At 69.3% G+C, this 21,056-nt stretch carries 24 protein-coding genes; 16 read left to right on the plus strand and 8 right to left on the minus strand.

Features of this window, described 5'->3' with window-relative positions; translation table 11 throughout:
* Positions 1-104: 104 nt before the first annotated feature.
* Positions 105-986, plus strand: coding sequence for a phosphonate ABC transporter, permease protein PhnE (gene phnE, locus CS1GBM4_RS09970; protein ID WP_186418546.1), 882 nt, complete (start codon positions 105-107; stop codon positions 984-986).
* A complete protein-coding gene (gene phnE, locus CS1GBM4_RS09975; RefSeq protein ID WP_186418547.1) occupies positions 983-1,837 on the plus strand; it encodes a phosphonate ABC transporter, permease protein PhnE in 855 nt (284 codons plus the stop codon). Before phnE (CS1GBM4_RS09970) ends, phnE (CS1GBM4_RS09975) begins: the two co-directional genes overlap by 4 nt.
* A gap of 17 nt (positions 1,838-1,854) precedes the next feature.
* Here the strand turns inward: phnE (CS1GBM4_RS09975) and CS1GBM4_RS09980 are convergent, their stop codons facing one another.
* Positions 1,855-2,937, minus strand: coding sequence for an alpha/beta fold hydrolase (locus tag CS1GBM4_RS09980; protein WP_186418548.1), 1,083 nt, complete (start codon positions 2,935-2,937; stop codon positions 1,855-1,857).
* Between the two features lie 129 nt (positions 2,938-3,066).
* Positions 3,067-3,804 carry a phosphonate metabolism transcriptional regulator PhnF gene (gene phnF, locus CS1GBM4_RS09985; protein ID WP_186418549.1) on the minus strand — a complete coding sequence of 246 codons (738 nt, stop codon included), beginning with the start codon at positions 3,802-3,804 and terminating at the stop codon, positions 3,067-3,069.
* Positions 3,805-3,904: 100 nt separating this feature from the next.
* Here phnF and phnG point away from each other — a divergent pair, with 100 nt between their 5' ends.
* The 9 genes from phnG to CS1GBM4_RS10030 all read left to right on the plus strand — a co-directional run bounded on the left by phnG (position 3,905) and on the right by CS1GBM4_RS10030 (position 11,380).
* Entirely contained in the window at positions 3,905-4,345 is a 441-nt protein-coding gene (phnG, locus tag CS1GBM4_RS09990) for a phosphonate C-P lyase system protein PhnG (protein WP_186418550.1), read from the plus strand.
* On the plus strand, positions 4,345-4,950 hold the full coding sequence (phnH, locus tag CS1GBM4_RS09995) for a phosphonate C-P lyase system protein PhnH (RefSeq protein WP_186418551.1): 606 nt from the start codon (positions 4,345-4,347) through the stop codon (positions 4,948-4,950). Before phnG ends, phnH begins: the two co-directional genes overlap by 1 nt.
* Before the next feature lie 22 nt (positions 4,951-4,972).
* Positions 4,973-6,211: a carbon-phosphorus lyase complex subunit PhnI gene (locus CS1GBM4_RS10000; protein ID WP_186418552.1), complete on the plus strand. Its 1,239-nt coding sequence runs from the start codon at positions 4,973-4,975 to the stop codon at positions 6,209-6,211.
* Complete coding sequence (locus CS1GBM4_RS10005) at positions 6,208-7,134, plus strand: alpha-D-ribose 1-methylphosphonate 5-phosphate C-P-lyase PhnJ (protein WP_186418553.1); 927 nt, start codon at positions 6,208-6,210, stop codon at positions 7,132-7,134. The genes CS1GBM4_RS10000 and CS1GBM4_RS10005 overlap by 4 nt, the downstream gene beginning before the upstream one ends.
* Before the next feature lie 2 nt (positions 7,135-7,136).
* Positions 7,137-7,937 carry a phosphonate C-P lyase system protein PhnK gene (phnK, locus tag CS1GBM4_RS10010; RefSeq protein WP_210201567.1) on the plus strand — a complete coding sequence of 267 codons (801 nt, stop codon included), beginning with the start codon at positions 7,137-7,139 and terminating at the stop codon, positions 7,935-7,937.
* A gap of 252 nt (positions 7,938-8,189) precedes the next feature.
* Complete coding sequence (gene phnL, locus CS1GBM4_RS10015; RefSeq protein ID WP_186418555.1) at positions 8,190-8,888, plus strand: phosphonate C-P lyase system protein PhnL; 699 nt, start codon at positions 8,190-8,192, stop codon at positions 8,886-8,888.
* Positions 8,888-10,027, plus strand: coding sequence for an alpha-D-ribose 1-methylphosphonate 5-triphosphate diphosphatase (locus CS1GBM4_RS10020; protein ID WP_186418556.1), 1,140 nt, complete (start codon positions 8,888-8,890; stop codon positions 10,025-10,027). Before phnL ends, CS1GBM4_RS10020 begins: the two co-directional genes overlap by 1 nt.
* A gap of 7 nt (positions 10,028-10,034) precedes the next feature.
* Positions 10,035-10,736 carry a DUF1045 domain-containing protein gene (locus tag CS1GBM4_RS10025; protein WP_186418557.1) on the plus strand — a complete coding sequence of 234 codons (702 nt, stop codon included), beginning with the start codon at positions 10,035-10,037 and terminating at the stop codon, positions 10,734-10,736.
* Between the two features lie 23 nt (positions 10,737-10,759).
* Positions 10,760-11,380, plus strand: a complete 621-nt coding sequence (locus CS1GBM4_RS10030) for a chloramphenicol acetyltransferase (RefSeq protein ID WP_186418558.1) — start codon at positions 10,760-10,762, stop codon at positions 11,378-11,380.
* Positions 11,381-11,475: 95 nt separating this feature from the next.
* Here the strand turns inward: CS1GBM4_RS10030 and ppa are convergent, their stop codons facing one another.
* Positions 11,476-12,012, minus strand: a complete 537-nt coding sequence (ppa, locus tag CS1GBM4_RS10035; RefSeq protein WP_186418559.1) for an inorganic diphosphatase — start codon at positions 12,010-12,012, stop codon at positions 11,476-11,478.
* A gap of 146 nt (positions 12,013-12,158) precedes the next feature.
* Between ppa and CS1GBM4_RS10040 the strand changes: the two genes are divergently transcribed.
* Positions 12,159-12,881: a sulfur transferase domain-containing protein gene (locus CS1GBM4_RS10040; RefSeq protein ID WP_186418560.1), complete on the plus strand. Its 723-nt coding sequence runs from the start codon at positions 12,159-12,161 to the stop codon at positions 12,879-12,881.
* Positions 12,882-12,995: 114 nt separating this feature from the next.
* Here the strand turns inward: CS1GBM4_RS10040 and CS1GBM4_RS10045 are convergent, their stop codons facing one another.
* The 3 genes from CS1GBM4_RS10045 to CS1GBM4_RS10055 all read right to left on the minus strand — a co-directional run bounded on the left by CS1GBM4_RS10045 (position 12,996) and on the right by CS1GBM4_RS10055 (position 15,566).
* A complete protein-coding gene (locus tag CS1GBM4_RS10045; RefSeq protein WP_186418561.1) occupies positions 12,996-14,336 on the minus strand; it encodes a hypothetical protein in 1,341 nt (446 codons plus the stop codon).
* A 338-nt stretch (positions 14,337-14,674) separates the two neighbouring features.
* Positions 14,675-15,205, minus strand: coding sequence for a heme utilization cystosolic carrier protein HutX (gene hutX / locus CS1GBM4_RS10050; protein WP_244607161.1), 531 nt, complete (start codon positions 15,203-15,205; stop codon positions 14,675-14,677).
* Positions 15,206-15,218: 13 nt separating this feature from the next.
* The gene (locus CS1GBM4_RS10055; RefSeq protein ID WP_186418562.1) at positions 15,219-15,566 is read right to left on the minus strand and encodes an antibiotic biosynthesis monooxygenase; all 348 of its coding nucleotides are present in this window, start codon (positions 15,564-15,566) and stop codon (positions 15,219-15,221) included.
* A 209-nt stretch (positions 15,567-15,775) separates the two neighbouring features.
* On the opposite strand from CS1GBM4_RS10055, the gene CS1GBM4_RS10060 reads away from it, so the two are divergent.
* The 4 genes from CS1GBM4_RS10060 to serA all read left to right on the plus strand — a co-directional run bounded on the left by CS1GBM4_RS10060 (position 15,776) and on the right by serA (position 20,041).
* The gene (locus CS1GBM4_RS10060; RefSeq protein ID WP_186418563.1) at positions 15,776-16,750 is read left to right on the plus strand and encodes an ABC transporter substrate-binding protein; all 975 of its coding nucleotides are present in this window, start codon (positions 15,776-15,778) and stop codon (positions 16,748-16,750) included.
* An 80-nt stretch (positions 16,751-16,830) separates the two neighbouring features.
* The gene (locus tag CS1GBM4_RS10065) at positions 16,831-17,859 is read left to right on the plus strand and encodes an iron chelate uptake ABC transporter family permease subunit (protein WP_244607162.1); all 1,029 of its coding nucleotides are present in this window, start codon (positions 16,831-16,833) and stop codon (positions 17,857-17,859) included.
* 2 nt (positions 17,860-17,861) lie between these two features.
* Positions 17,862-18,668 (plus strand): heme ABC transporter ATP-binding protein, encoded by an 807-nt coding sequence (locus tag CS1GBM4_RS10070; protein ID WP_186418565.1) that lies wholly within the window; start codon positions 17,862-17,864, stop codon positions 18,666-18,668.
* Between the two features lie 116 nt (positions 18,669-18,784).
* A complete protein-coding gene (gene serA, locus CS1GBM4_RS10075; RefSeq protein WP_186418566.1) occupies positions 18,785-20,041 on the plus strand; it encodes a phosphoglycerate dehydrogenase in 1,257 nt (418 codons plus the stop codon).
* A 3-nt stretch (positions 20,042-20,044) separates the two neighbouring features.
* Here serA and CS1GBM4_RS10080 read toward each other — a convergent pair whose 3' ends face one another.
* Positions 20,045-20,371 (minus strand): multidrug efflux SMR transporter, encoded by a 327-nt coding sequence (locus CS1GBM4_RS10080; RefSeq protein ID WP_186418567.1) that lies wholly within the window; start codon positions 20,369-20,371, stop codon positions 20,045-20,047.
* Positions 20,368-21,042, minus strand: coding sequence for an NAD(P)H-dependent oxidoreductase (locus CS1GBM4_RS10085; RefSeq protein ID WP_186418568.1), 675 nt, complete (start codon positions 21,040-21,042; stop codon positions 20,368-20,370). Before CS1GBM4_RS10085 ends, CS1GBM4_RS10080 begins: the two co-directional genes overlap by 4 nt.
* Positions 21,043-21,056: the final 14 nt, after the last annotated feature.

A 21,056-nucleotide genomic window follows, 5' to 3' on the forward strand; every position in this document is an offset into this window, starting at 1 on the left:
TCTCCTGACCGAGATTCTCGGGTGTGCGCCTCGCGCCGCCCGAGGATGACGCCCAGTCCAGGACCGGTGCTGGCCGGTCCTGCGACATGTGTGGAAGCGCTCCCATGACGCTCGCGATCGACCGCAACGCCCCCGCCATCGCCGCCCATGCCGATCGCTATCGGCGCCAAATGGCGGCGAGGCGCCTGCGCACCCTGCTCGGCGCGCTGGTCTTCCTCGCCTGCGTCGTCCTCGCCGCGTTCGGCGCCGAGGTCGACCCGGCCAAGTTCGCGCAGAACCTCTGGCGCTTCCCGAAATACATCTACGAGACCTTGCCGACCTTGCGCCTGTCCAGCCTCGGCGCCGACCTCGCCGAATGGTACTGGGGTCTCAAGGGCTGGCTGAAACTGCTCTGGCAGACCGTTCTGATCGCCTATGTCGGCACCGTGCTCGGCGCCGCTGGCGGCTTTCTGCTCTGCTTCACCGCCGCCGCCAATCTCGGCCGCTCCGCCTGGGCGCGCTGGGCGACGCGCCGTTTCCTAGAATTCTGCCGCACCGTTCCCGAGATCGTCTTCGCGCTGATCTTCGTCATCGCCTTCGGCCTCGGCCCGCTGCCCGGTGTCCTCGCCATCGCGATCCACACCATGGGCGCGATGGGCAAGCTCTTCTCCGAAGTCGTCGAGAACATCGACATGAAGCCGGTCGACGGGCTGACCGCGACCGGCGCCGGCTGGTGGCAGACCATCCGCTTCGCGGTGGTGCCGCAGGTTCTGTCGAATTTCGCCAGCTACGCGCTGCTGCGCTTCGAGATCAATGTCCGCGGCGCCTCGATCATGGGCTTCGTCGGCGCCGGCGGCATCGGCCAGGACCTGATCGAGGCGATCCGGAAATTCTACTTCACGGATGTCAGCGCCATCCTGCTGCTGATCATCGTCACGGTGATGCTGATCGACTTCGCCACCGAGCGGCTGCGCCATGCGCTGCTGAGCCTGGAGCACGGCAAATGACGCTCGCCCTCTCCGCCGCCGACCGCGCCGCGCTGATCGCCCGGCACAGGGCCGCGATCGACGGCTCGCTCCGGACGAGGCTCGTCACCATCGCGGTGATCGCCGGCCTCGCCGGGCTGTTCCTCTACGGCGTCGCCTCGCTCGAGGCCTCGCTCTGGAAGATCCTGGCCGGCTTCGCCAATCTCGGCAGCTTCGTCGCGCTGATGCTGCCGCCCGATCCGGGCTCGCTCGCCCGCGCCGTCATCTTCGTCAAGGCGCTGTTCGAGACGATCGCCATCGCCTTCCTCGGTACGGTGCTGGCCGCGGCCCTCGCCTTCCCGCTCGGCTTCCTCGCCGCCAGGAACGTCGTCGCCAACCGCGTCGTGCACTTCTTCGCCCGGCGCTCGCTCGACACGGTGCGCGGCGTCGACGCGCTGATCTGGGCGCTGATCTGGATCAACGTCGTCGGCCTCGGGCCCTTCGCCGGCATGCTGGCCATCATGACCAGCGATCTCGGCGCCTTCGGCAAGCTGTTCTCCGAGGCGATCGAGGCGGCCGACAGGAAGCCGGTCGAGGGCGTCGCCTCGGTCGGCGGCGGCAGGGCGCACGAGATCCGCTTCGGCCTGATCCCGCAGGTGCTGCCGGTGATCGCCAGCCAGGTGCTCTACTACATCGAGTCGAACACCCGCTCCTCGACCATCATCGGCATCGTCGGCGCCGGCGGCATCGGCCTGCATCTGGCCGAGACGATCCGCACGCTCGAATGGCAGCAGGTCTCCTTCCTGATCCTGCTGATCCTGGCGGCGGTGACCGCGATCGACTTCCTCTCGAACAGGCTGCGCTTCGCCATCATCGGCAAGCGGGCGAATTGACGAGGCCCCCCGGGGCTTCAGTTCTGGCCCGGGCTGCGCCGCGGCACCGTCGCGAGCCATGCCGCGAGGTCCTTCGCCCAGAACTTCGCCATGCCCGTGGTGCCGTGCCCCCGCGTATCCTCGCTCGCCGGGATCAGCAGCAGCCTGGCATTCGGCAGGCGCTTCAGCTCGCTCTCCATGATTCCGGTCTCGGGCGGATTGCGCTCGTCATCGGCCGAGTTGATCGCCAGCAGCGGCGCCTTGATCGCCGCCAGCTTCGGCGAGGGATTGTAGTCCCGTGACGAATCCCATTGGTAGAGAAAGTCGTTGGCATCGGCGCTGAACGGCGCTTTCAGCCGGTCGTCGAGCAGCTTGTCGGCGGCCTCGCGCGTCGGGGCGATCTTCTGATAGGCGAGCGTGCCGCCATTGGTCGCAATGCCGAAGAAGACGTTGGCGACGCGGAAAGCCGCGGGCTGGACGGAATAGTCCCCGCCCTTCCAATCGGGGTCGTTGCGGACGGCGTCGATGATCATCCGCCGCATCATCCAGTTGCGGCTCGACATCTCGGTCGGCTGCGACGCCATCGGCACCAGCGCATCCATGAAATCGGGGTATTTCACGCCCCACATCCAGCTGTGCATGCCGCCCATCGAGTTGCCGAGGACGAGGCGGACATGGCGGATGCCGAGGCCCTCCTTCACCAGCCGGTACTGCGCCTCGACCATGTCGTCGTAATTGTAGCGCGGGAACTTCGCCCGCAGGCCATCGGACGGCTTCGACGACGAGCCGGCGCCGATCGCGTCGGGCAGGATGATGAAGTATTTCGTCGCGTCGAGCGCCTGGCCGGCGCCGAAGAGCTCGCCGGCGAAGCCCGGCGTCAGCATGCTCGCCGCCGAGCCGGCCGTGCCGTGCAGGATCACCACGGGCTCGCCGGACGGTTCGCCCACTGTCGCATAGCCCAGCTTCAGCTCAGGCAGCGTCTCGCCGCTGCTGAAGCGGAAATCCTTGATGGTGAAGCTGCCGCGCTTGGGCGCCGGAAATTCGGCCGCCGAGGCCAGCCAGGACAGACAGCAGAACGCGGCGACGACCGCCGCGCGCAGAGGCGAGATCGCGATGCACATTGGCGTTTCCCCTTCGGCCGGCACGATCACGACGTCGCGCTCATCGGCTCCGGCCGAGCATCGCGCCGCGTCCCGCGGCCGGCAAGGCGAAAGCCGCGACAGCGCGATCACCAACCGGCGCGCGGTGCCTCAGTCGCCGAAGGGTTCGACCACCATCTCCATCCGCTCGCCGGCGAAGACGCTGTTGACGATGTGGATCGGCGTCAGGTCGGGCAGCGCGTCGATCGCGTCGGAGGTCAGCACCGCTGCGCCCGGCTCGATCCTGAGCAGCGCCGCCTCGCGCTCGCCGGCGAGCCGCGCCGCCAGCCGGGTCGAGCGCCGGACATAGTCGGGAATCCCGCAGGCCCTGAAGGCGGCGGTGATCGACGACCCCGCCCCCGTCAGGACCTGGTCGAAGCGCGGGAAGCGTTCGGCGCAAAGATAATGGATGCCGGTCCCGACCGGCGTGCCCCCGGCCCGGCTCAGGGTCTCGATCGCCCAGAGCGGCGTTCCCTGCGGCACGCCGAGCGCCTCGCAATGCTGCGCCTCTCCGGCGACGATCTCGGAGGACAGCACCGCCCCGCTGACGGCGATCCCGGCTGCGCCGAAATTGGTGCGCATGCTGACCCGGCGGCCCAGCTTGTAGGGGAAGCGCGGCGCCGTCACCTGCGTGCCGCGTCCGCGTGACACCGTCACCAGCCCGCGCTCGGCCAGATGCCGGAAAGCCTGACGCACCGTGTGCCGGTGCACGCCATAGCGCTCGGCCAGCGCGACCGAGGCCGGCAGCGTGTCGCCGGGTACGTATTCGCCCTGCTCGATCGAAGCGGCGAGCGCATCGGCGATCCGCCGCCAGGCCGTGCCGCCATCGCCGCCCTGATTGTCCGGCATGCCGCCCGTCATCAAAATTTCATCCAAAATGTATAGACCTTTTGAACCGGTGTTCATATTATAGTCTAGACATTCAGAATTGGCGAGAGGCCGACACGGCATGACCGAAACCGCGACACGTCAGCATTGGATGGCTGTCCTCGCACGCGCCACGCAAGGCGAGATCGACGCCCTTCTGCAGCAGGCGGGACCGTTGCCGACGCATGAGCTGCTGAAGGCGCCCGAAACCGGCACCGTCATGGTCGAGGGCCGCGCCGGCGGCGCCGGCCGCCGATTCAACCTCGGCGAGGCGACGGTGACGCGCTGCGTCGTCCGGCTCGACAGCGGCGCGATGGGCTTCTCCTACGCACTCGGCCGCGACGGGCGCAAGGCGCGGCTGGCGGCGATCACCGACGCGCTCCTCCAAAGCGAGACCGATGCCGGCCCGCTGCGGCGTGGCGTGGCGCTGCTGGCGGCACGGCAGCGGGCGGCACGCGAGCGCGCCTCGCGCAAGGCGGCCGCGACCAAGGTCGATTTCTTCACGCTGGTCAGGGGCGGCTGATGGCTCACGACGACACCCGCATCGGCGCCGGCTTCGCCGATCCGGTTTTCCAGTCGCAAGGCGCCTTCCGTGCGTTGCTGGCGGCGCTCTCCGAGCCGGGCCTCGCTCGCGACCTCGGCCATGCCGTCGACGCGCCGCCGGGGCTTGCTCAGGCGACCGCGGTCGCGCTGCTGACGCTCGCCGATTACGAGACGCCGATCTGGCTGCCGGCCGCCCTGCGCGACGGTCCTGCCGGCGCCTGGCTGCGCTTTCATTGCGCCGCCGCCCTGGTCGACGATCCCGCCCGCGCCGCTTTCGCCGTGATCGACGGCGCTGCGCCCGAACCGCAGCTCGCTTCCTTCAACGCCGGCGACGATCAGTTCCCGGACCGTTCGACCACCGTGCTCGTCCAGTGCGCCGGGCTCGACGGCGGCGAGACGGTCACGCTCGCAGGGCCGGGGATTCCCGGCCGGCGCACGATCGCTCCAGCCGGCCTGCGCGCCGGCTTCTGGGCCGAGGTCGCGGGCAACGCCGCGCTCTACCCGCTCGGCGTCGACCTGCTGCTGATCCATGGCGCCGAGGTCCTCGGCCTACCGCGCTCGACGCAGATTCTGGAGACCCGCTGATGCCCCGCCGGGAGCTTTACTGATGTATGTCGCGGTCAAGGGCGGGGAAGCCGCCATCCTCGCCAGTCATGATCTCGTGGCCGAGGCGCGTCGCGGCGACGAGAGCGTGCCGGAACTGGCCGTCGCCCAGATCCGCGAGCAGATGGGCCTGGCCTGCGCCCGGGTCATGAACGAAGGCTCGCTCTACGATCCCGACCTCGCCGCGCTGGCGCTGAAGCAGGCGCAGGGCGACGCGATCGAGGCCGCCTTCCTGATGCGCGCCTACCGCACCACCCTGCCGCGCTTCGGCTCCTCCGAGCCGCTCGACACCGCCAGGATGGCGATCCGCCGCCGCGTCTCCGCGACCTACAAGGACCTGCCCGGCGGCCAGGTCCTCGGCCCGACCTACGACTACACGCACCGGCTGTTCGATTTTTCGCTGACGGAACCGCGACCCGCCCCCTCTCCACCCGCGGGAGAGGGTTGGGGTGAGCGGTCGCGCGACGCTGCCGGCACTTCGCCTGCAAGAGCCGCCAACGATTCCGGCCTGCGCAACCCTTCATCCGCCCCTTCGGGGCACCTTCTCCCGCAAGGGGAGAAGGATAGGGAGCCCCTCGACTCGCAGATGCCGCGCGTGCCGGACATCCTCGGCGCCGAAGGGCTGATGGAGGAGGAGGCCCCGCCCGAAGGCGATCCGCGCCCCTTCGATCTCACCCGTGAGCCCGTCACCTTCCCGGCAGAGCGCGATGTCCGCCTGCAGGCGATGGCCCGCGGCGACGAGGGCTTCCTGCTCGGCCTCGGCTATTCCGTCCAGCGCGGCTTCGGCGGCAACCATCCCTTCGTCGGCGAGATCAGGGTCGGCGAGGTCGCGGTCGAATTCGTGCCGGAGGAACTCGGCTTCGCCGTCGACCTCGGCGAGATCACGCTGACCGAGTGCCAGATGGTCAACCAGTTCGCCGGCTCCAAGGACGTGCCGCCGCAGTTCACCCGCGGCTACGGCCTCTCCTTCGGCCACAGTGAGCGCAAGGCGATGTCGATGTCGCTGGTCGACCGGGCGCTCAAGGCCAGGGAATTCGGCGAGGCGGCCGACTATCCGGCGCAGCAGGACGAGTTCGTCCTCTACCACTCCGACAATGTCGAGGCGGCCGGCTTCGTCGAGCATCTGAAGCTGCCGCACTATGTCGATTTTCAGGGCGAGCTCGAACTGATCCGTCGCATCCGCAAGGAGCGCGAGCAGCGCCTTGCCGAGCAACAGGAAGCCCTGCCGGAGGCCGCGGAATGACCCTGCACCAGAGCATCACCGAGGATACGAAGCCGGCTTACAACTACGCCTATCTCGACGAGCAGACCAAGCGGATGATCCGCCGCGCCTTGCTCAAGGCGGTCGCGGTGCCCGGCTACCAGGTGCCGTTCGGCTCACGCGAGATGCCGCTCGCCCGCGGCTGGGGCACCGGCGGCATCCAGGTCACCGCGGCGATCATCGGGCCCGACGACACGCTCAAGGTCATCGACCAGGGCGCCGACGACACCACCAACGCCGTCTCGATCCGCCGCTTCTTCGAACGCACCGCCGATGCCCGTACGACCGAGGCGACCGAGGAGGCGACGATCATCCAGACCCGCCACCGGATCCCGGAGGCGCCGCTGAAGGCCGGCCAGATCATGGTCTACCAGGTGCCGCAGCCCGAGCCGCTCAGGAAGCTCGAGCCGCACGAGGCCGAGACGCGCAAGATGCACGCCTGGGCCGAGTACGGGCTGATGCAGGTCAAGCTCTACGAGAACATCGCCCGCTTCGGCGAGGTGACCACGACCTACGACTACCCGGTCATGGTCAATGGCCGCTATGTGATGGCGCCGTCGCCGATCCCGAAATTCGACAATCCGAAGATGCAGATGTCGCCGGCGCTGCAGCTCTTCGGCGCCGGCCGCGAGAAGCGCATCTATGCGGTGCCGCCCCACACCAGCGTGCGGAGCCTCGATTTCGAGGATCATCCCTTCCGCATCCAGAGCTGGAACGAGCCCTGCGCGCTCTGCGCCGCCGCCGATTCCTATCTCGACGAGGTCGTCATCGACGACCAGGGCGCACGCATGTTCGTCTGCTCCGACAGCCATCACTGCGAGACCCGGCGGGCGGAAGGCCATCGCGGCGCGATGCTCGCCGACGCCTCGGCTCTGCATCTGGTCGAAGACGAGGCCAAGCCATGAACATGCAGGTCAATCCGCAGGAACTGACGCTCGATCCCGCCCCGCTGCTGTCGGTCGCAGGCGTCAGCCGCTTCTATGGCGAGCGCATCGGCTGCGCCGATGTCTCCTTCGATCTCTGGCCGGGCGAGGTGCTCGGCATCGTCGGCGAATCCGGCTCGGGCAAATCGACCTTGCTGCGCTGCCTCGCCGGCATCGACAGGCCCGACGCGGGGCAGGTGCTGTTCCGCGGCGGCGCAGAGCCGCTCGACATCTATTCGGTCGCCGAGCAGGAGCGGCGCCGGCTGATGCGCACCGCCTGGGGCATCGTCCATCAGAACCCGCGCGACGGCCTGCGCATGGACGTCTCGGCCGGCGGCAATGTCGGCGAGCGGCTGATGGACAACGGCGCCCGCCACTACCGGAAGATTCGCGAGGCGGCGCTCGACTGGCTGCAGCGCGTCGAGATCGCCGCCGGCCGCATCGACGACCGGCCGCGCCAGTTCTCCGGCGGCATGCAGCAGCGCCTGCAGATCGCCCGCGTGCTGGTTTCCGAGCCCAGGCTCGTCTTCATGGACGAGCCGACCGGCGGCCTCGACGTCTCCGTCCAGGCCCGCCTGCTCGACCTGCTGCGCGTCCTGGTGCGCGATCTCGGCCTCGCCGCGATCATCGTCACCCACGACCTCGCCGTCGCACGCCTGCTCACCGACCGCCTGATGGTGATGAAGGACGGTCATGTCGTCGAGCAGGGCCTGACCGACCAGGTCCTCGACGACCCCCATCACGCCTACACGCAATTGCTGACCTCGGCGGTGCTGACGGTATGAGCACGCATCCGAACCTTACCGTCATTCCGGGGCCTCGCGCAGCGAAGAGCCCGGAATCCATGAACACGGAGCTCGCCGGATCGGTCTTCAGCCGTCATGCTTCGCCTTCTGCCGACAATGTTCATGGATTCCAGGCTCGGGCCGGAGTTTACCCTTGGGCCGACCAAAGGTCGGACCCGAGGAGCCTGCCCCCGAAAGACGCGGAGCCTTCGTCACATCCTCGTCACCGCGCCGGCACAAGGCACTGAGCCCATGACCACGATGATTCACGTCGAGAACGTCGCCAAGGAATTCACCCTGCACAATCAGGGCGGCGTGCGCCTGCCGGTGTTCGACAACGTCGACTTCACGGTCGCCGCCGGCGAGGCTCTGGTGCTGGCCGGCGCGTCCGGCGCCGGCAAGTCGAGCCTGCTGCGCATCCTCTACGGCAATTACCGGCCGACCTCCGGCCGCATCGTCATCACCCATGCCGGCCGCCCGGTCGACATCGTCAGCGCGGTGCCACGCACCGTGCTCGACATCCGCCGCCGCACGCTCGGCTTCGTCTCGCAGTTCCTGCGCGTCATCCCGCGCGTCTCGGCGCTCGACATCGTCCGCGACCCCTTGCTCGCCCGCGGTGTCTCGCCAGAGGAGGCGAGCGAGCGCGCGAAAGCCATGCTGGCCCGGCTCAACCTGCCGCAGCGACTCTGGGAGCTCGCCCCGGCGACCTTTTCCGGCGGCGAGCAGCAGCGCGTCAACATCGCCCGCTCCTTCGTCGATCCCTCGCCGATCATGCTGATCGACGAGCCCACAGCCTCGCTCGACGCCGGCAACCGCGACGTCGTGGTCGGGCTGATCGCCGAGGCGCGCGAGCAGGGTTCCGCCATCGTCGGCATCTTCCATGACGAAGCCGTGCGAGAGTCTGTCGCGACCCGCTATCTCGACATCACCGAATTCCGGAAGGCCGCCTGATGTCCACCATCCTGACCAATGCCCGCCTGATCCTCGAGGACGAGGTCGTCACCGGGACCATCGCCTTCGACGAGAGCGGCATCCTCTCCGTCGACCAGGGCCGCTCCTCGCTGCCCGCGGCGATCGACGCCCAGGGCGACTATGTCGCGCCCGGCCTCGTCGAGATGCACACCGACAACATGGAGAAGCACTTCATGCCGCGTCCCAAGGTCTTCTGGCCGAACGGGCTCGCGGCGGCTTTGGTCCATGACGCGCAGATGGCGGCCGCCGGGGTGACCACCGTCTACGACGCGATCTGCGCCGGCACGCCCTTCTCGGCCAAGGATTATCGCAAGGACATCTTCGCCGACGTGATGGCGGCGCTGCGGGTCGGCACCGCCGAGGGCGTCTTCCGCATCGACCACCGCATCCATATGCGCTGCGAGCTGACCAGCCCCGACCTGCTCAGGGACATCGAGCCCTATCAGGACGATGCCCTGGTGCAGCTGGTGTCGCTGATGGACCATACGCCCGGCCAGCGCCAATGGCGCGACATCGCCCATCTGCGCACCTATTCGCTCGGCAACGGCAAGACCGAAGCCGAGTTCGAGGAGGACGTCGTCGTCCGCCAGCGCGAGGGCGCCGAGAATGTCGGCAGGAACTGGAGCGCCGTGGTCGAGATGTTCAAGGCGCGCGGCATCCCGATCGCGACCCATGACGACACCACGGTCGAGCATGTCGAGGCCGGCATCGCCTCAGGCGCGGTGATCTCCGAGTTTCCGACCACGGTCGAAGCCGCCGAAGCGGCCAAGCAGCGCGGCCTCGCCACCATCGCCGGGGCCCCCAATGTCGTGCGTGGCGGCTCGCATTCGGGCGGCGTCTCCGTGGCGGAGCTCGCCGAGAAGGACCTGCTGGACGGTCTCTCCTCCGACTATGTCCCGGCGAGTCTGCTGCAGGCCGTGCTCAAGCTCAGCGACGGGCATGGCATCGCCCTGCCGGCGGCGATGGCCAAGGTCACCTGGAAGGTCGCCGACATCCTCGGCCTCGAGGACCGCGGCCATCTCAAGCAGGGTCTGCGCGCCGATCTCGTGCGCTTCCGGGCGCTGGGCGCGACACCGGTGATCGCCGCCGTCTGGTCGCAGGGACGGCGGGCCTTCTGAGCGCAGCATGACCGGATCCGCGCCGCGCTACGCGCTCTACTACGCCCCCGCCGCCGACAGCGCCCTCTGGCGTTTCGGCAGCGCGACGCTGGGCTATGACGCCGCCGCCGGCGCGGATGTCGCGTTCGCGATCCCGCCGGGCTGCGAAGGGCTCGGCTGGCCGGAGGCGACCGCCGAGCCGCGCCGCTACGGCTTCCACGCCACGCTGAAGGCGCCGTTCGAGCTCGCCCATGGCCGGAGCGAGGGGGCGCTGCGCGCCTTCGCCCGCAACTATGTCGCCGGGCGTCCGCCGGTCCGGCTCGCCGGGCTCGCCGTCAACGCGCTCGGCCGCTTCGTCGCCCTCACCCCGTCCGAGCCCAGCGACGAATTGCAGCGCTTCGCCTTCGACATCGTCCAGGCCTTCGAGCCGTTCCGCGCCCCGCTCTCCCAGGCCGATCTGGCGCGACGCCTGCAGAGCCCGCTGACGCCGGCGCAGCGGGCCTATCTCGAAGCCTATGGCTACCCTTATGTCGGCGACGCCTTCCGCTTCCACATGACCCTGACCGGCTCTCTGCCGGACAGGGAGGTCGCCCCGGTCAGGACGGCGCTGGCCGAGGCTTACGCGCAGGCGGTGCCGCCCGGCCCGGCGCTGATCGACCGCGTCGCCATCTTCAGGCAGGCGAGCCGCAGCAGCCGCTTCGTGCTGCTCGACACCATCCCGTTCGGCTGATTCATCGTCCAAGGAAGCCCGTCATGGCAGGCAAGAAGCTCGGGCTGGACCCCGTGATCGATCCGACCGCCAGGGTCCGCGACGCCGTGCTCGGCCGCTATACCGAGATCGGCGCCCGCACCTCCTTCGCGGAATCGAGGCTCGGCGACTATTCCTATGTCGTGAACGATTCCGACGTCATCTACACGACCATCGGCAAGTTCTGCTCGATCGCGGCGCATACCCGCATCAATCCCGGCAACCATCCGATGCAGCGGGCGAGCCAGTCGCACTTCACCTACCGCGCCAGCGCCTATTTCGACGACGCGCAGGACGAGGCCGCCTTCTTCGACTGGCGCCGCTCGACGCCGGTGACGATCGGTCACGATGTCTGGATCGGCCACGGCGCCATCGTGCTCGCCGGCCGGAATGTCGGCACCGGCGCCGTGGTCGCCGGCGGCGCGGTCGTCACCAAGGACGTGCCCGACTACACCATCGTCGCCGGCAACCCGGCCCGCATCGTCCGCCGGCGTTTCCCGGAGGGAATCGCCGCGCGGCTGCAGGCGCTCGCCTGGTGGGATTGGGAGCATGCGCAGCTGCGCGCCGCGCTCGACGACTTCCGGGCGCTGCCGGTCGAGGCCTTCCTGGAGAAATACGAGGGCTGAGGCTTCCCGTCATTCTCGGGCGGAGCGCAGCGCAGGCCCGAGAATCTCCTGACAGGGAAGCCCGGTCTGCGCCCGGGCATGACGAGCGCTGAACGTCAGCCCTTCGCCGTCTTCGCCCGCTCGATCGCCTCGACGATCAGCTGCTTCGCCTTGGCGGCATCGCCCCAGCCGGCGAACTTCACCCATTTGCCGGGCTCCAGATCCTTGTAGTGCTCGAAGAAATGCTGGATCTGGTCGAGCGTGATCTGCGGCAGGTCGGTATAGTTCTTCACGTTCTCGTAGCGCTTGGTCAGCTTCGGGACCGGCACCGCGATGATCTTCTCGTCGCCGCCGCCCTCGTCCTCCATCATCATCACGCCGATCGGCCTGACCGCGATATAGGCGCCCGGCACCAGCGGACGGGTATTGGCGACGAGAACGTCGCAAGGATCGCCATCTTCCGACAGGGTGTGCGGGATGAAGCCGTAATTCCCGGGATAGCGCATCGGCGTATAGAGGAAGCGATCGACGAACAGCGTGCCGGCCGCCTTGTCCATCTCGTATTTGATCGGTTCGCCGCCGATCGCGACCTCGATCACGACGTTGACCTCTTCCGGGGGATTCTTGCCGATGGCGATGGCGTCGAGCCGCATGTATCTGACCTGTCGATGACGAAACTTAGGCGGCCTTATGCGCGTTCGCAGCGCAAAGGCCAAGCCCGGCTTTTAGTCGGAAGGGGTTACCGATTTGCGCCGTGCCGGCGCCGCTGCTATCGGGCCGGCATGACAGGTGCGATTCCATGCTGAACCGCTGGCGGCGGCCGGAAGACCGCTATGCAAGGCGCCTGGCGCGGATCGCGCGCTGGGACCGCCCGCTGCGCGGGCGGCTCGACCGCGCCCGCGCCTGGGCGAACATGCTGCTGGTCGACCACGGCATCTTCCGCCTCGCCTATCTCAACGCCCATCGCGTCACGCCGCAGCTCTGGCGTGCCGCCCAGCCGGCCCCGACCGACATCGCCTGGTTCGCCCGCCAGGGCGTCAAGACCATCGTCAACCTGCGCGGCGGCCGCGAGCACGGCGCTTGGCCGCTGCAGAAGGAGGCGTGCGAGCGCCATGGCATCGCCCTGGTCGAGTTCGTGCTGCGCTCGCGCGGCGCGCCCGAGCGCGACACCATCCTCGCCGCGCCGGCCTTCTTCGACGGGCTGCGGACGCCGGCGCTGGTGCACTGCAAATCCGGCGCCGACCGGGCCGGCTTCTTCGCCGCGCTCTATCTCCTGGTGCACGAGAAGCGGCCGCTCGCCGAGGCGGTGTCCGAGCTCTCGCTGCGCTACGGCCATTTCCGCTTCGCCAAGACCGGCATCCTCGACGCCTTCTTCGAGGCCTATGCCCGCGAGGGCGCCAGCAAGGGCACGCCCTTCCTCGACTGGGTCGCGAGGGATTACGATCCCGAACGGCTCGAGCGCGACTTCAAGCCCGGCTTCTTCTCCTCGCTGCTCGCCGACCGGCTGATCCGGCGCGAATAGCTGGAGCCCGTTCCGATCAGCTTGCGGTGCAAGCTGATCGGAAAAACGGTCTCCAAGCTAAAAGTGAGAGACGGATTCACCGATCAGATTGATCCAATCTGATCGGATCCGGCCCTAGCCCAGGGCGGGCCGCTCCGTGCCGATCCCGGTCCAGGTCAGGCGCAGATGGAGCAGGACCCGGGCCAGCGAGACCAGTCCGATCGCTGCGAGAAGGGCCGGGGACAGGCTGCCGAAACCCCAGATCACCAGCGCCGCCGCCGCCAGCGCCAGCGCATTCGCCGTCATCTGGCTGCGCGGGCGCGACGCGAGCGCGCCCATTTCCTGCAATGGCCCCACCAGTGCGCTGCAGCCGTAGAACAGCGCCATGATCGCCATCACCTCGCCGAGGCCGCCCCATTTGGTGCCGTCGAGGACGATCTCGTCGGCGCCCATCGCGACGACGGCGATGGCCAGGAACAGCGTCGCCACGACCGCGACCATGCCCAGCGTCAGAAGGCGCGCCCGCCTCTGGCGGTCGCGGCCCTGCTGCTTGCGCAGATCGCTCATCACCAGCGGGATCGTGACCGCGCCGAACATCTGCGTCGGCATTTCGAGCAAGCGCGTCGCCAGCGCCACATGCGCCGCCAGCACCGCATTGGTCGCCATCGGCAACGCCAGCAGCGGCGCCACCGAGAAGCCGAAGGAGAGCAGCGCCGACGGCAGCAGATAGGTCGGCGCGCTCCGCCATTCCCAGCCCGATTCGATCAGCTCGGCCCGGGACCAGCGCGAAGGATGCATCAGCGGCAGCAACGAACGCCGCCGGCGCCAGGCCACATAGCCCGCGGCGACGGCATGGCCGAAGGCGTCGGCCGCGAACAGGGCCAGTGCGGTCGGCCCGAGCGGCCAGATCAGCAGGATCATCATGCCGGGCTGGACCAGCGCCTGGACGATGTTGCTGTTGCCGATCGTGGCCAGGTCGCCCTCGGCCGTCGCTTCCGCCAGGATCAGCCGGATCGCCGCCCGGCTCGCCAGAGAGATCAGGAACAGCGCGCCGAAGCCGCGCAGCAGCCAGCCTTGCGCCGCCGCGAACAGGATCGCCACCGCCATCGTGCTCAGGACCACGGTGCCCGCGGCGAGCGCGAGCCGGAAGGCCCGTCCGAGGCGCAGCCGGTCGCTGTTCTGGAAGAAAACGGCCTCGAAGCGCAGCAGCGCCGCGATCGAGACGAAATTCGCCAGCGCCGCGAAGATCGCGAAATCGGCGAAGACCTTGGGCGGACAGAGCGTCGCCGCCAGCAGCAGGCCCCAGACCGAGAGGAAACGCGCCTGCAGGAAGCGCAGCGCCAGCATCACCCCGGCGCGCAGGCCGGCGCGCCTGGCGAGCGACGACAGCACCGACCGCGGTCCGGTCGCTGCCTGCGTCAGGCCGATCAGGTCCTTGGTCAGGCCGACCCTGGTCAAGGCAAGCTGCGCCGCCATATCCGCGCCCTCAGCCGGAAGCTCGGTCAGGTCGTCTGCGCCTGCCGGCCGGCCACGGCGCTCACCTGTCGGAATCCCGGCGCGATCGAGCGGATCGATCACGTCACATCGCTCCGCAGGCAGGAGGCTGCGCCGCTTATGGTTAACGACTGGTAAATCCCTGACCATCCATGGTGTCGCCGATCCGCATCGGTATCGTCCGGCTTATGGCGGAAAAGTGGCGATTGACGTCATCCGTCAGGGATTAGACTGCGGCCTTACGCCCCTGCCCGTGGGGAAGGATCGCCGTGGCGAGCGGAGCCTCCTGCGTCCTCTCGGCAGGCCCGACCGGGCTGTGCTCAGGCGAAGTCGCGCTTCAGGGCCTCGAAGCGGGCCACCTGGTCGGGGAGGAGCTCGCGCTCCGCGTCGCGGCGGACGAAGACCTTGAACATCGCCTCGCCCGCGCCGTTGAAGAACTGGACCGAGCAGGAGCGGCGGCCGTGGAACTGGCGGTCGACCAGATAGATCGCCGTGCAGTTGCCGGCCTTGATGTGACCGCCGATCGGGCTGTCGCCATGGATGTTGTAGTAGCCATGGCCGAAGGAGCCGACCGGCAGCGCCCCCTCGCATTCGAGCACGATGTCGGGCGTGTGCACGATGAAGAGCACCGTGCCCCAGCCGGCGAGCTCGCGCCAGAGTGCTTCGAAGCGCTCGGCCGCGATGAAGCGGCGCTGCTCCGCGGGGGTCGCTTCCAGCACGGCGAGCGTCGGGACGCCGTGCTCGCGGGCGAGCGCCTCGATCACCCCGTCCGGCTTGGCGGCGAGCGCCGCCCGGACCTTCTCCATGGCTTCGGCGGACACGGCCGGCAGCGGCGCTTCGGCGAGCGACATGGTGCTCACGCCCTCACTCGGCCGCCTGCCGCGGCAGATGCGGATTGCGCTCGGTCAGGATCGTCTCGAAACCCTCGAATTCGGGATGGCCGAGATAGAGCGGCTTCGGCCGCGGCTGCCCGGCATTGCGATGCGAGTCGCGGAACTGCTCCGATTTGGTCCAGGCGGTGAAGTCCTCCTTCGAGGCCCAGCTCGTATGCGAGGAGTAGAGCGTGTGATCGTCTCTCTCCGGCCCCTTGAGCAGATGGAAGGCGATGAAACCCTTCATCTCGTCGAGGCGGGTCTTGCGCGAAGACCAGATCGTCTCGAAAGCCTCCTCCTCACCCTTGACGACCTTGAAGCGGTTCATGGCGATGAACATGGGAGAATCCTCGGCAGGTCCGGTGTGCGTGATCGCGACTCGCGCCGCTCTTGACCCTCAATAGTAAAGCCGCATATCACCGTCAACAACGGCTTGATGATCATTGTTTTGAATGATTTCAAACTGAGCCAATACTTTGGAATGACTACGAGGTATGCTGGGCGTCGACCCACGTACAGCACGCTCGTCTCACTCTACGAGGGCCGACCATGGGCATTCTGCAAACGCTCGCGCCGTCCTTGCCCGCCGGTCTCGCGGCCAGGCGCCTCGGCCGGGAGATCACCGCCGCGGCGCTGCTGTCCTGCCTGGCGGCAGCGGGCCTGATCGGGGTGCCGGAGCGGTTTGGCGGCCTCGTCGCCACCGCCCGGGCCCAGGGCGCGGAGCGCATCGTCGCCGCCGGCGGCGTCGTCACCGAGGTGCTCTACGCCCTCGGCCGGCAGGACCGCATCGTCGCCGTCGACACGACCAGCCAATGGCCCCCCGAGGCGCTGAGGGACAAGCCGAATGTCGGCTATCTCCGGGCGCTCTCGGCCGAGGGCGTGCTCTCGCTCAAGCCCTCGCAGGTCGTCGCCGTGGAAGGCGCCGGCCCGCCCGACGCGCTCGCCCTGATCAAGGAGGCGGGCACGCCGATCACGATGATCCCGGAGGCGCTGACACCGGAGGCCGTCGTCGCGAAGATCGCCGCGATCGGCAAGGCCGCCGGCGCCGCCGAGCCGGCGCAGCGGCTGGCCGCGACGGTGAAGGGCCGCTTCGACGAGCTGGAGCGGCTGCGCGCCGGCCTGCCCGGGCACAAGCGCGTCCTCTTCGTGCTGTCCCTGCAGAACGGACGCACCATGGTCGGCGGCAGGAACACGACGGCCGACGCGATCATCGCCCTTGCCGGCGGCGTCAATGCCGCGAGCGCAGTCGAGGGCTTCAAGCCGATGACCGACGAAGCGATCATCACCGCGGCTCCCGACGTCGTGCTGATGATGCGCCATTCCAGCGCCCACAATGCCGGGCCGGACGAGCTCTTCGCCATGCCTGCCTTCTCGCAGACGCCGGCGGCGAAGCGGGGAGCGCTGATCCGCATGGACGGCCTCTATCTCCTCGGCTTCGGCCCGCGCACGCCGAACGCGGCGCGCGACCTGATGGCCGAGCTCTATCCCGAGGCCGGGGTCGCCCAGCTCTCCGCCGCCAGATGACTCTCGCCATGAAGCAGGCGCCGAGCGCGAGCACCGCCGCGCTGGCCGGTCTCGCCGCCGGCCGCCGACGCAAGGGGCTCATGGCCGCGGCGGCCCTGCTCGGCCTCTGCCTGCTGCTGATGCTGCTCTCGCTCGGTGCCGGCGCCTTCGCGATCGCGCCAGGCCGCGTCGCGGAGATCCTGCTGGCGAAGCTCGGCTTCGGGGCGGCAGATCTGCTCGACAGCCGCGAGGCGCTGGTCGTGCTCAACATCCGCATGCCGCGCCTCCTGCTCGGCGCTCTGGTCGGGGCCGCGCTCGCCATCTCCGGCGCGCTGATGCAGGGCCTGTTCCGCAACCCGCTCGCCGACCCCGGCCTGGTCGGCGTCTCCGCCGGCGCCGGTCTCGCCGCCGCCGCGACGATCGTGCTCGGCGACCGCCTCCTCTCGGGCTTCGCGACGAAGCTGCCTTTCGCGGTGCTGCCCTTCGGCGCCTTCTTCGGTGGGCTCGTCTCGACGCTGGCGCTCTATCTGATCGCGACCCGCCAGGGCCGTACTTCGGTCGCGACCATGCTGCTCGCCGGCGTCGCGCTCGGTGCGCTCGCCGGCGCCCTCACCGGCCTGCTCGCCTTCGTCTCCGACGACCGGCAGTTGCGCGATCTCACCTTCTGGTCGCTCGGCAGCCTCGGCGGCGCGAGCTGGACCAAGCTCTCGGCGGTGGCGCCGATCGTGCTGCCGCTGCTGCTTGCCGTGCCGCTCCTGGCCCGCGGCCTCAATGCGCTGATGCTCGGCGAGGCCGAGGCCTATCATCTCGGCGTGCCGGTCCAGCGCATCAAGGCGCTCGCGATCCTGCTCGTCGCGCTCGCGGTCGGCGCCAGCGTCGCCTCGGCGGGCGTGATCGGCTTCGTCGGCATCGTCGTGCCGCATCTGATCCGCCTCTCGGTCGGCCCCGATCACCGCCTGCTGCTGCCGCTCTCGGCGCTCGGCGGGGCAGCCTTGCTGGCCGGCGCCGACATCGTCGCCCGCCTCGTCGTCGTCCCGGCCGAGCTGCCGATCGGCATCGTCACCGCCTTCATCGGCGCGCCCTTCTTCCTCTGGCTGCTGCTGCGCCGCGGCCGGATCGCGGAGCTCTGAGCATGGCGATCCTCGAAGCGGCAGACCTGTCGTTCTCGGTGCGTGGCGGCACTTTGGTCCGCGGCGCCTCGCTCGCGCTGGAGCAGGGCACGACCACGATCGTGGTCGGCCCCAACGGCGCCGGCAAGTCGACCCTGCTCAGGCTGCTGACCGGCGAGCTTTCGCCCTCGCGGGGCATTGTCCGCATGGATGGCGCCGCCCTGGCGCGGATTCCCGCCTGGGAGCTCGCCTGCCGCCGCGCCGTGATGGTCCAGAACCAGCGCCTCGCCTTCCCCTTCAGCGTCTACGAGGTCGCGCGCCTCGGGCTCGAAGGCGTCGGCCGCGCGCAGCCGCGCGCCCGCAAGGGTGAGATCGTCGCGCGGGCGCTCGAGACCGCGGGGGTCGTCGGCCTCGCCGGGCGCCAGTACCAGACCCTCTCCGGCGGCGAACAGCAGCGCGTGCAGTTCGCCAGGGCGCTCTGCCAGCTCGAGGCCGGCCGCAGCTTCGCCGAGCGCCAGATCCTCTTCCTCGACGAGCCGATCGCCAGTCTCGACCTCTGCCACCAGCTCTCGCTGCTCGATGCCGCCCGCGCCATTGCCGCCGACGGAGCGGCGGTGCTGATCGTGCTGCACGATCTCAACCTCGCCGTGACCTATGCCGACCGGCTGGTGGTGATGCACGAGGGCGCGATCGTCGCCCAGGGCGAGCCGTCGACGATCCTCGACGACGATCTCCTGCGCGGCGTCTTCCGGGTCTCGCTCTCCTTCAGCCGCCTGCCGCCGGCCGGCCAGCCCTTCCTGCTGCCGCAGCAGCATCTTTCGGCACGATAGCGCGGCGGGGCGCGACAACTTTGCGGTTGTGCGCTGCGACGACAGGTCTATAGCGGGCGCTCCGCGCCCTCCCGCCCGACCGGGCGAGCGGCGCATCGTCGACCATCGAGCGCACCATGAATCTCCCCACCGACCGGCTCTCCTTCCCGAAGGACCGTCTCCGCGTCCTCCTGCTCGAGGGCATCAACGATTCCGCCGTGGCCGCGCTGCAGCAGGCCGGCTACACCAACCTGACCCGCCTGCCGAAAGCGCTCGACGAGGCTCAGCTCGTCGCGGCGATCGAGAAGACGCACATCCTCGGCATCCGCTCGCGCACCCAGCTGACCGAGCCCGTCTTCGCCGCCGCCAAGCGCCTCTTCGCCGTCGGCTGCTTCTCGGTCGGCACCAACCAGGTCGATCTCGATGCGGCGCGCCTGCGCGGCATTCCGGTCTTCAACGCCCCCTTCTCCAACACCCGCAGCGTCGCCGAGCTGACCATCGGCGAGATCGTCATGCTGCTGCGCCGGATCCCCGACCGCTCGCGCTCGGCCCATGAGGGCGGCTGGGACAAATCGGCCAACGGCTCCTTCGAGGTGCGCGGCAAGGTGCTCGGCATCGTCGGCTACGGCAATATCGGCAGCCAGCTCTCCAACATCGCCGAGGCGATGGGCATGCGCGTGATCTTTTACGATCACACCGATCGCCTGCGCCACGGCAACACCGAGCCGGTCGACAGCCTGAACACCCTGCTCGCGAACAGCGACGTCGTCTCGCTGCACGTTCCGGAGACGCCCGCCACGCACGGCATGATCGGCAAGGCCGAGATCGCCGCGATGCGGAAGGGCGCCTATCTCATCAACAATTCGCGCGGCACGGTGGTCGATCTCGATGCCCTCGCCGAGGCCCTGAAGAGCGGCCATCTCGCCGGCGCAGCGGTCGACGTCTTCCCGAAGGAGCCGGCCTCGAACAGCGAGCGCTTCATCACCCCGCTCCAGGGCCTGCCCAACGTCATCCTGACCCCGCATATCGGCGGCTCGACGGAGGAGGCGCAGGAGCGCATCGGCGCCGAGGTGGCGCGCAAGCTGGTCGACTATTCCGATGTCGGTTCGACCGTCGGCGCGGTGAATTTCCCGCAGGTGCAGTTGCCGGCGCGCCCCGCCGGCACCCGCTTCATCCAGGTCCAGCGCAACGCGCCCGGCATGCTGCGCCGCCTCAACGACGTCTTCGCCAGCCGCAACCTCAACATCGCCGCCCAGAATTTCCAGACGGATGGCGAGATCGGCTATGTCGTGATGGAGGCCGATCCGGTCGGCGAGGTCGCGCGCGAGATCATCGAGGAGATCCGTGCCCTCGACGGCACGATCCGGGCGCGGCTGCTCTACGAGCGCGGGTGAGCGTCACCCGGCCGTCTTCAGCCCGATGATCCCGGCGAGCACGAGCGCGATGCAGGTCAGCCGCATCGCCGTCGCCGGCTCGCCGAAGACGAGGATGCCGACCAGGACGGAGCCGGCCGCGCCGATCCCGGTCCAGACCGCATAGGCGGTGCCCAGCGGCAGCACGTCGAGCGCCTTGACCAGCAGGACGACGAAGACCACGAGCAGGACGGCCGAGGCCAGCGCCCAGGGCGGGTCGCGGAACCCGTCCGCCTTCTTCATCGCGAACGCCCAGGCGACGTCGACGGCGCCCGACAGGATCAGCATGATCCAGGCCCAGCCCGTCGTCATGACGCCCTCGCGAAGCCACCGGCCGATCCGGCGAGCCGGGCCGCGAACGTGTCGGCGAGCGCGGCCAGCCTCTCCTGCGTCCGCTCCCGCGCCGTGGCGATCGCATTCTGCGGCCCCATGGTCGGCCCCTGTCCGACGACCGTGATCTCGCCGAGGCCGATGAAGCGCAGCGCCGCCTCGAGATAGGGCGTCGCCAGGTCCGGGCGGCCCCAGCTCGGTCCCTCGCTGTAGTCGCCGGCGCTGGCGACGATCGCCAGCGTCGGCCGCGCGCGCAGGAGCGGCGAATAGCCCCGCATCGGGTCGAAGCTGAAGGCGAGCCCGGGCTGCGTCACCAGGTCGATCCAGTGCTTGAGCTTGTAGGGGATGCCGAAGTTCCACATCGGCGTCGCGATCAGGACGAGATCGGCCGCGTCGAGGCGGGCGACCATCGCCTCGATCGTCCGCCACGCGGCGGCCTCGTGCGGCTCCAGATCGCGGCCGGCGAGCCGGGCGTATTTCGCCGCCAATGCGGCGCCGTCGAATTCCGGCAGCTCGGTTCGCCAGAGATCGAGGCTGTCGACCGCCAGGGCCGGCAGCTTGTCGCGCAGGCGCGACAGAAAGCCGCTCGCGGCGGCGAGCGAGACGGAATCGTTCGGCCTCGGCGAGGCCTGGATGAAGAGCAGTTTCGGCATCGGTCGGTCTCCGG

The organism is Allobosea sp. CS1GBMeth4, assembly GCF_900185715.1.
In the GTDB taxonomy this organism is placed as follows: Bacteria; Pseudomonadota; Alphaproteobacteria; order Rhizobiales; family Beijerinckiaceae; genus Allobosea.

Coding starts and splice junctions, on each gene's coding strand:
- phnL (WP_186418555.1), top strand. CDS start 8,190: ATGACCACGATGATTCACGTCGAGAACGTCGCCAAGGAATTCACCCTG.
- phnE (WP_186418546.1), top strand. CDS start 105: ATGACGCTCGCGATCGACCGCAACGCCCCCGCCATCGCCGCCCATGCC.
- CS1GBM4_RS10065 (WP_244607162.1), top strand. CDS start 16,831: ATGGCCGCGGCGGCCCTGCTCGGCCTCTGCCTGCTGCTGATGCTGCTC.
- phnH (WP_186418551.1), top strand. CDS start 4,345: ATGGCTCACGACGACACCCGCATCGGCGCCGGCTTCGCCGATCCGGTT.
- CS1GBM4_RS09980 (WP_186418548.1), bottom strand. CDS start 2,937: ATGTGCATCGCGATCTCGCCTCTGCGCGCGGCGGTCGTCGCCGCGTTC.
- CS1GBM4_RS10030 (WP_186418558.1), top strand. CDS start 10,760: ATGGCAGGCAAGAAGCTCGGGCTGGACCCCGTGATCGATCCGACCGCC.
- CS1GBM4_RS10080 (WP_186418567.1), bottom strand. CDS start 20,371: ATGACGACGGGCTGGGCCTGGATCATGCTGATCCTGTCGGGCGCCGTC.
- CS1GBM4_RS10005 (WP_186418553.1), top strand. CDS start 6,208: ATGACCCTGCACCAGAGCATCACCGAGGATACGAAGCCGGCTTACAAC.
- phnK (WP_210201567.1), top strand. CDS start 7,137: ATGCAGGTCAATCCGCAGGAACTGACGCTCGATCCCGCCCCGCTGCTG.
- phnE (WP_186418547.1), top strand. CDS start 983: ATGACGCTCGCCCTCTCCGCCGCCGACCGCGCCGCGCTGATCGCCCGG.
- CS1GBM4_RS10025 (WP_186418557.1), top strand. CDS start 10,035: ATGACCGGATCCGCGCCGCGCTACGCGCTCTACTACGCCCCCGCCGCC.
- CS1GBM4_RS10045 (WP_186418561.1), bottom strand. CDS start 14,336: ATGGCGGCGCAGCTTGCCTTGACCAGGGTCGGCCTGACCAAGGACCTG.
- hutX (WP_244607161.1), bottom strand. CDS start 15,205: ATGTCGCTCGCCGAAGCGCCGCTGCCGGCCGTGTCCGCCGAAGCCATG.
- phnF (WP_186418549.1), bottom strand. CDS start 3,804: ATGCCGGACAATCAGGGCGGCGATGGCGGCACGGCCTGGCGGCGGATC.
- CS1GBM4_RS10060 (WP_186418563.1), top strand. CDS start 15,776: ATGGGCATTCTGCAAACGCTCGCGCCGTCCTTGCCCGCCGGTCTCGCG.
- ppa (WP_186418559.1), bottom strand. CDS start 12,012: ATGCGGCTCGACGCCATCGCCATCGGCAAGAATCCCCCGGAAGAGGTC.
- serA (WP_186418566.1), top strand. CDS start 18,785: ATGAATCTCCCCACCGACCGGCTCTCCTTCCCGAAGGACCGTCTCCGC.
- CS1GBM4_RS10020 (WP_186418556.1), top strand. CDS start 8,888: ATGTCCACCATCCTGACCAATGCCCGCCTGATCCTCGAGGACGAGGTC.
- CS1GBM4_RS10070 (WP_186418565.1), top strand. CDS start 17,862: ATGGCGATCCTCGAAGCGGCAGACCTGTCGTTCTCGGTGCGTGGCGGC.
- phnG (WP_186418550.1), top strand. CDS start 3,905: ATGACCGAAACCGCGACACGTCAGCATTGGATGGCTGTCCTCGCACGC.
- CS1GBM4_RS10000 (WP_186418552.1), top strand. CDS start 4,973: ATGTATGTCGCGGTCAAGGGCGGGGAAGCCGCCATCCTCGCCAGTCAT.
- CS1GBM4_RS10055 (WP_186418562.1), bottom strand. CDS start 15,566: ATGTTCATCGCCATGAACCGCTTCAAGGTCGTCAAGGGTGAGGAGGAG.
- CS1GBM4_RS10085 (WP_186418568.1), bottom strand. CDS start 21,042: ATGCCGAAACTGCTCTTCATCCAGGCCTCGCCGAGGCCGAACGATTCC.
- CS1GBM4_RS10040 (WP_186418560.1), top strand. CDS start 12,159: ATGCTGAACCGCTGGCGGCGGCCGGAAGACCGCTATGCAAGGCGCCTG.